Here is a 7,312-nt window from a genome sequence, read left to right on the forward strand (position 1 = left end):
CCGACGACCACAGAAGCCTAGGAGCGAAGTGGCCAATCGCCGGGATTCCGGCGGGCAGAGGTCACGGCGTGCAACGGTCCTGGGGCAACAGCCGCTGCCGCATCACCTGCAGCCGCGCCTGCACCTGCTCGAAGCCCGTGCCACCCTCGCTGCGGCGGGCGGCCACCACCTGCCGCGGTGCGATGGCGGCGTAGATGTCGTCGGCGAAAGCCGGATGCAACGTCTGCCAGCGCGGCAGGGGCAGATCCCGCAGCAGCACTCCCTCCTGCAGGCAGGTCTTCACCAGACCACCGACAAGCTGGTAGGCCTCGCGAAAAGGCACCCCCCGGGCCACCAGGTAATCGGCCACATCGGTGGCATTGGAAAAATCAGCGGCTACAGCCGCCTCGAGGCGTTGCGGACGGAAGGCCAGCCCCTCCTCGAACAGGATCGCCATCGCCTCAAGGCAATCCAGGCAGGTACGCACCCCGTCGAACAGGGCTTCCTTGTCTTCCTGGAAATCTTTGTTGTACGCGAGCGGCAGCCCCTTGATCATCGTGAGCAGGCCCATCAGATGGCCGAACACCCGGCCGCTCTTGCCCCGCACCAGTTCCGGTACATCGGGGTTCTTCTTCTGGGGCATCAGGCTGCTGCCCGTGGCACAGCGGTCGGTGAGGGCCACAAAGCCGAACTCTTCGCTGGCCCAGAGGATCACTTCCTCGCTGAGGCGGCTGAGATGCACCAGCACCAGGCTGGCGGCGGCCATGAATTCCACGGCGAAATCGCGGTCGCTGACCGCATCGAGGCTGTTGGCGTAGATGGTGTCGAAACCCAGCTCGGCGGCCGTCTGACGGCGATCGATCGGCACCGGCGTCCCCGCCAGGGCCGCCGCCCCGAGGGGGCAGATGTTGACCCGCCGCCGCACATCCGCGAGGCGGGAGCGATCGCGCTCGGCCATCTCGATGTAGGCCAGCAGATGGTGGGCCAGGCAGACCGGCTGGGCCCGCTGCAGGTGGGTGTAACCGGGGATGAGCACCTCGGAATGGCGTTCGGCCTGGGCCAGCAGGGCGCGCTCAAAACGCGCCAGGGCCGCATCGATGGCATCGATCTGCTGCCGCAGCCAGAGGCGCAGATCGGTGCCGACCTGATCGTTGCGGCTGCGGCCGGTGTGGAGCTTCTTGCCGAGGGGGCCGAGCCGTTCGATCAGGCGCCGTTCCACGGAGAAGTGCACGTCTTCGGCCTCCAGGCCCGGCTGGAACAGGCCGGCGGCCGCCTCGGCCCGCACGGCTTCCAGACCCTCGATCAGCTGATCGGCTTCCTCCGCGCTGATCACGCCGCAGCGGCCCAGCATGCGGGCATGGGCCACGGAGCCATCGAGATCCTGCTGCAGCAGAGCGATGTCGAACCCGATCGAGGCATTGAAACGCTCGATCGCCGGATGCAGCCCCTGCTCGAAACGATCGCTCCAGCTGCCGGCCGTTCCGCCGGTCACACCCCGATCCGCAGGCTCGCCGGTGGCCGCACCGCTGGTGGAGGGGGAGGGGGAATCGGCTGCCATCGGGCCAGGCACTGGGGCGATCCGTCAGCTTGCCACCCAGGGCCGATGGGATTCAGCCAGAGCCGCTGGCCTCAGCGGCGGTCGGGCCTTGCTGCGGCCAGCATTTCACCGCAGACCGGCTGCGGCGGGCAGGGACGGCAGCATCACCTCCTCGCGCACCTTCAGCACCACCAGGGAGGCATCGTCGTCGGGCTGGCGATCGTCGCCGACGAAGCGATCGAGGCGGGCGAACAGGTGATCGAGGATCCCCTGGGCACCCACCCCAGACCGACAGGCGGCATGCAGTGCCCGCACGAGACGCTCCTCCTCGAAGCGCTCTCCGGTGAGACCGGGGGCTTCGGTGACACCATCGGTGTAATAGAGCAGCACGTCTCCGGGTTCCAGCACCAGCTGGCCGCAGCCGTACTCGGCCTCGCTCTGCAGACCGATCAGCAGACCCGGGGCATCGAGCCGCTCCACCCTGCCGCTCTGGCGCCGCCAGATCAGTGGTGGATTGTGGGCGGCATTGGCGTAACGCAGCAGGCGGGTGCGGGGGTCGAAATCGGAATAGAAGAGCGTCACGAAGCGGTGCGAGTGGGCCAGGTCTTCCTGGGCCAGCTGGTTGAGGTCGTGCAGGATCCGATCCGGCGCGTGGCCGCTCAGCACCTCCGCCCGCAGCATGCCCCGCAGCAGGGTCATGAGCAGACCCGCCGGCACCCCCTTGCCCATCACATCGCCCATCACCAGCGCCCAACGCCCCTGCTCGCGGCGGCGGCCCATCAGTTGCGGCCGGGTGGGGATGAAGTCGTAGTAATCGCCGCCCACCTGGAAGGCCGGCCGGCAACGGGCCGCCAGTTCCACCCCTTCGATCACCGGGCAGTGGTCGGGCAGCAGCTGGGCCTGGATCTCGGCGCCGCTGCTGAGCTGGCGATCGAGCCGCTCGTGGCGCCGCATATCCGCCAGCAGCAGCTCGTTCTCCAGGGCTACACCGGTGAGATCGGCCACCAGCTGGATGTGGCGTTGGTTCACCTCGCTCCAGCACAACCCATCCGGGCCGCTGAACACATAGAGCCGCCCCCGCTGGTTGCTGCGGGCCACCACCGACGTACCGAACACCTGAACCTCACCGAGCAGGCGGGCGACCAACTGATCCAGCAGCTGCACCACCGCTTCCTCACTGGCCTGGGCCTGGAGGTCGCTGTCGGGCAGGGCGGCGATCTGGCGCAGCAGCTTGGCGCAGCGATCCGGCGGCGAGGCCTGCAGCTGCTCGCGCCAGAGGCGACCATCGGGGTGAAAGACCACCAGCAGGGCCCCCTCGGCCTCCACCAGCCGCGCCGCCACCAGGGCCACCAGCTCGAGAAAACGGCTGAGGTTGGTGAAGCTGCGCAGGGCGAAACCCAGCGACGCCAGCAGTTCGCCGTTGCGGCGTTGCTCGCGACTGAGGCTGTCGAGCAGCTGCCGCAGCGAAGCTGTGGCCGTGAGTGGTGCAGAGGCGGGGGGCGCGATCGCCTCGGGGTCCGGTTGCACGGCGGCAGGATCGGCGCTGGCGGGTAGCGGCGACGGGGCCATGGCGGCCCTGGGCGGCGGCTTGGTGCTCAAGGAGCGGCCGCGGGGAGCTCGCAAGGTAGCAGTGGTTTCCGATCGCCATGGACGCCATCGCAACCGGGGCACCACGGCGGCCCGGCTGCGGCACAAGCCTGGGTCGAACGGCTCAGACCGCCAGCAGGGCCTCGACGAACTCGAAGCTGTTGAAGGGCCGCAGATCGCGGATTCCCTCGCCGGCGCCGATGAAGCGAATCGGCAGACCGGCCTCGTGGGCCACGGCGATGGCCACACCGCCCCGGGCACTGCCATCAAGCTTGGTGAGCACCACGCCCGTGAGTCCGGCGGCCTTGGCAAAGGCCATCGCCTGGCGCAGGCCGTTCTGACCCTGGCTGGCATCCAGCACCAGCAGCGATTCCACGGCGGCATCGGGGGCCAGCTTGTCGATGATGCGCCGCACCTTGGCCAGCTCCTCCATCAGGTTGTGCTTGGTCTGGAGGCGGCCGGCGGTGTCCACCAGCACGAGCTCGGTGCCCTTGGACTGGGCCGCGCCGATGGCGTCGTAAACCACGGCAGCGGGATCGGCATTGGCGCTCGGGTTGGCGATCACCGCCACGCCGCTGCGCTCACCCCAGATCTGCACCTGCTGCACGGCGGCGGCCCGGAAGGTGTCGGCCGCGGCGATCAGGCAGCTGTAGCCACTGCGCACCGCCAGGTTGGCCAGCTTGCCGAGGGTGGTGGTCTTGCCGACGCCGTTGACCCCCACCATCAGCCAGACGTTGAGCCGTTCCCGTTCGGGGGCGAGCAGGGGAACGCCACTGGCGGTGATCGGTTCGTCCAGGAGGCCACGCAGCTGTTCCTTGAGGAACCGGATGCCTTCAGCCGGGTCCACCACCTCCTCGTTGAGGCGCTGCCTCAGGGCCTCGAGCACCTGATCGGTGGCCTGCACGCCCACATCGGCGCGCAGCAGGGTGGTTTCGAAGTCGTCGAGCACCTCGGGGGTGAGCGGATCGTCGCCGAGGCGATCGAGCAGCTGGGTGACGAAACCGCGCCGGGTCTTCTCAAGGCCGCGGCGCAGACGACCCAGCCAGTCGATCTCCTCCAGGGAGATGTCGTCGAGCTGGCGGCCCTGGGCGGCCAGCACCTCGGCCGACCAGGTGAAGGTGTCGTCGAAGGCGCCGAGGCTGGGTTCGGCGGCATCCGCCTGCGGCGAGGGCTGAGCAGGGGCGGCTGTAGGGGTGCCGGTGTCGGTCAGCTCGGTGGAGGCGATCAGCTCCTGCTGACGCTGGCGCCGCTGGGCCGCGGCTTGCTCAAGCAGGGACAGACCGGCCGCGGGTGCAGGGGAAGCTTGCGGCGCTGGGGCGCTGGGGGAGCTGTCTGGTGACGACGCTGCAACGTCTGACTCCTCAAAGGAAGCTGAGGCAGAGGGTGCAGAAGCAGAAGAGGCGGTGGCAGAACCACCGGCATCAATCGGCGTGGTGGCACTAGCTCTGGCGCTGGACTCCTGAGGCGGCAGTTCCTGGGCCACATCAACGGACGCAGCACTGGGCCCGGGGGGCTCAGTCGGAACCTGCTCAGGCAGGGGCTGCGGTGGGGGGGCCTGGTCGGGGGTGGGTGTCGCTGCGGACGCTGGCACGACCTCCGGCTCGGGAGCCGGGGGGGCTGGAACGGCGGCAGGCTGGGCTGGGGCAGGCTCCGCGGCGGCGGCGGCAGCCTGCTGCTGGGCCTTGAGCCGGGCATAGGCCTGACGGGCCCACTCCAGAGCGTCCTGATCGACGGAGGGGCCGCTCGCCGGGGAAACGGAGGGGCTGGTTGCTGGGGCAGCCGTTGCCGGCTCGATCGGGGCTGACGCCGGCTGGGAAGGCGCCAAGGTTGCGGGTTCGGAGGGCCCCTGAAGCTCGAGCGACGCGACGGACCCTTCTGCAGCCCGTCCGTCCGATGCCGCGGTCAACTCAGCGGCCTGATCCAGGTCGGGTTCCGGTGACCCGGGCTCCGCAACCTCAGGAGCGATCGCCTCCGAATCCTGGCCGGGGACAGGCGGCACCGAAGCCGGTTCGGGCTCCTGCTGCGGCTGGCTGCGAGGGACCAGGTTGCGCTTGAACCAGTCGAACACCATGGCGATCAGCTCGCGGAGACGGACCGGGTGAAGCGACGCAGCACGCCGTTGATCATGCGGCGGCCCTGCTCATCGCTGTAGCGGTTGGCCAGTTCCACCGCCTCGTTGCACGCCACCGCCGGCGGCGTCTGGAAGTGCTCCAGGTCGACCACCGCGAGGCGCAGGATGTCGCGGTCGATGCGGGGCAGGCGGCCGAGACGCCAGCCCTCCATCACGCCATCGAGACGGGCATCCACAGCCTCGCGCTGCCGCAGCACCTCCCGGGCCCGCTCCAGGGCACCACGACGCACGTCGTCCTGGTCGGAGAGCAGCAGCAGGCGCGGCAGCTCCAGGCTGGCCGACAGCCGATTCAGGGCCTGCTCCGCCTGGGCGATGCCCTCCTGCAGATGCTGGCGCACCTTCGGCAAGCTGGCCTCGCCGCTGTCCTGCAGCTCGCTGTCGAGCAGCTGCTGCTGGGCACCCTGCAGATCCTCTGCGGAGCGATCGAGCGATTCACGCACGTGCTGGCTGAGGCTGGCCATGGCCTGCTGCAGCAGGGTCTCGAGCGAGAGATCGGCCGCTGGAACGCGGTCGTTGGTCTGGCCGAGCATCAGCAGGGCCAGTTCGCGGGCAAGGGTGCGGCTCTGCATCAGGAGAGTTGGGGGGCGCGCAGCTGGGCCAGCAGGCTGGAGAAGCTGCGATTGGACGTGGGCTCGCGTTCGTCGGGGCTGACGATGCCGGCCGAGATGATCGTGCGGAAGGCATCCTCCACCGAGATGTCGATGTCTCTGACGGAGCTCTCGGGCACCACTGCATACCAGCCGGTGGTGGGGTTGGGAGCGGTGGGGATGAACACGCTCAGCATCGGCTCGCTGAAACTGGCCTGGAGACTGGTGGCCAGGGTGGCGGTGACGAAGCCGAGCGCATAGAGACCCTCGCGTGGATATTCGACCAGCACCACCCGGCGGAAGCGGCCGGAATTGCCCTGCAGGAAGGTTTCCAGCAGCTGCTTGAGGGTTTTGTAGACCGAGCCGGCCAGGGGGATGCGCAGCAGGGTTCCCTCGCCGAACTCCAGCAGCCAGCGGCCCACGATGTTGCGGGCCATCAGGCCGATCAGCAGGATGCCCAGCAGCGGCACCAGCAGACCGACGCCGAGGTTGATCAGCTCCTGCAACACCGGGTTGAGGGTGTTGAAGGGATTGAACTGCTTCGGGATCGAGGTGAGGAACGCCAGCACGAAGCGGCTCACCGTGGTGGCCAGCCAGATGGTGGTGGCCAGCGGGATCACCACCAGCAGACCGGCGATCAGATCGTTCTTGAGATCCTGCTGGAGGCGATCGCCCAGCGGCTGATCAGGCCTGGGACTGGATGGAACCAAACGACAACCCGGAGCTCCGGCCTATAGCAACCTGCTGGCAACTTAGCCAGGCACCGCTTCAGAGCAGAGCGACGAGGGCAACGAGTACGAAGGAGACCGCCAGAACAACGGCTGTGCCGGTACCGCCGATGCGGCGTTGATTCACGGCTAGATCGCGGGCCCGTTCCTGCTGCCGAAGCTGCTGCTCGGCCTGGTCAAGCTGGCGCCCCATCAGCTCCTTGACCATCTGACGCTTCTGCTCATCGGTGCCCTGGGCTGGCAGCTGGCCGGCCTGCTCGGCCTGCTGGACGAACTGCTGAATCGCCTCGGGGTTCTCCATCTGGGCCCGGGCCATCTCCAGCTGGCCCTTCTTGGCCGCCAGGCCCTGATCGGTCTGATCGGCCATGGCCCGATCGCCGCTGATCGACATCGGCACCGCCACCAGCAGAGCGATGGCCAGCACGGCGCTCAGGACCGCCACCACCCAGCGCAGGGGGGTGCGGCCTGCAGTGGGCTCGTCGAGGCGGCCACCGAACAGCATCAGCAGCACACCCACCAGGGCCATCGGCGACTGGGTGACGAGCCGATCGACGACGAGCTGGCGGTAGCCCTCCTCGCCCCAGTTCCAGAGGGGCAACAGCACCGCCAGCTGCAGCAGCAACAGCACCACCAGCGTGATTCCCAGCCAACGGAGCAGAAAGCCGAGGCGACCGAAGGTGGCGGAACTCACAGGCAGGATGACGGGATGGAGCAACTGTACGGGCCGTGAGCCGGGCCGCCCTGGCGGTCGCCATCAAGCAGC

General features: G+C 68.8%; 6 protein-coding genes. All 6 read right to left on the reverse strand.

Features of this window, described 5'->3' with window-relative positions; translation table 11 throughout:
- Positions 1-61: 61 nt before the first annotated feature.
- The 6 genes from argH to VB716_RS16465 all read right to left on the reverse strand — a co-directional run bounded on the left by argH (position 62) and on the right by VB716_RS16465 (position 7,240).
- Complete coding sequence (gene argH / locus VB716_RS16440) at positions 62-1,537, reverse strand: argininosuccinate lyase (RefSeq protein ID WP_323271047.1); 1,476 nt, start codon at positions 1,535-1,537, stop codon at positions 62-64.
- Positions 1,538-1,642: 105 nt separating this feature from the next.
- Positions 1,643-3,115, reverse strand: a complete 1,473-nt coding sequence (locus VB716_RS16445; RefSeq protein ID WP_323248650.1) for a PP2C family protein-serine/threonine phosphatase — start codon at positions 3,113-3,115, stop codon at positions 1,643-1,645.
- 112 nt (positions 3,116-3,227) lie between these two features.
- Positions 3,228-4,928: a signal recognition particle-docking protein FtsY gene (gene ftsY / locus VB716_RS16450; protein ID WP_416238133.1), complete on the reverse strand. Its 1,701-nt coding sequence runs from the start codon at positions 4,926-4,928 to the stop codon at positions 3,228-3,230.
- Positions 4,929-5,179: 251 nt separating this feature from the next.
- Entirely contained in the window at positions 5,180-5,803 is a 624-nt protein-coding gene (nusB, locus tag VB716_RS16455) for a transcription antitermination factor NusB (RefSeq protein ID WP_197157854.1), read from the reverse strand.
- Positions 5,803-6,531, reverse strand: coding sequence for a DUF502 domain-containing protein (locus VB716_RS16460; RefSeq protein WP_197171282.1), 729 nt, complete (start codon positions 6,529-6,531; stop codon positions 5,803-5,805). The genes nusB and VB716_RS16460 overlap by 1 nt, the downstream gene beginning before the upstream one ends.
- A 58-nt stretch (positions 6,532-6,589) precedes the next feature.
- Positions 6,590-7,240, reverse strand: coding sequence for an HpsJ family protein (locus tag VB716_RS16465; protein WP_197157850.1), 651 nt, complete (start codon positions 7,238-7,240; stop codon positions 6,590-6,592).
- Positions 7,241-7,312 lie beyond the last annotated feature (72 nt).

Origin of the sequence: Synechococcus sp. CCY9201, from assembly GCF_034931105.1 — a bacterium.
Lineage (GTDB): Bacteria > Cyanobacteriota > Cyanobacteriia > PCC-6307 > Cyanobiaceae > CBW1002.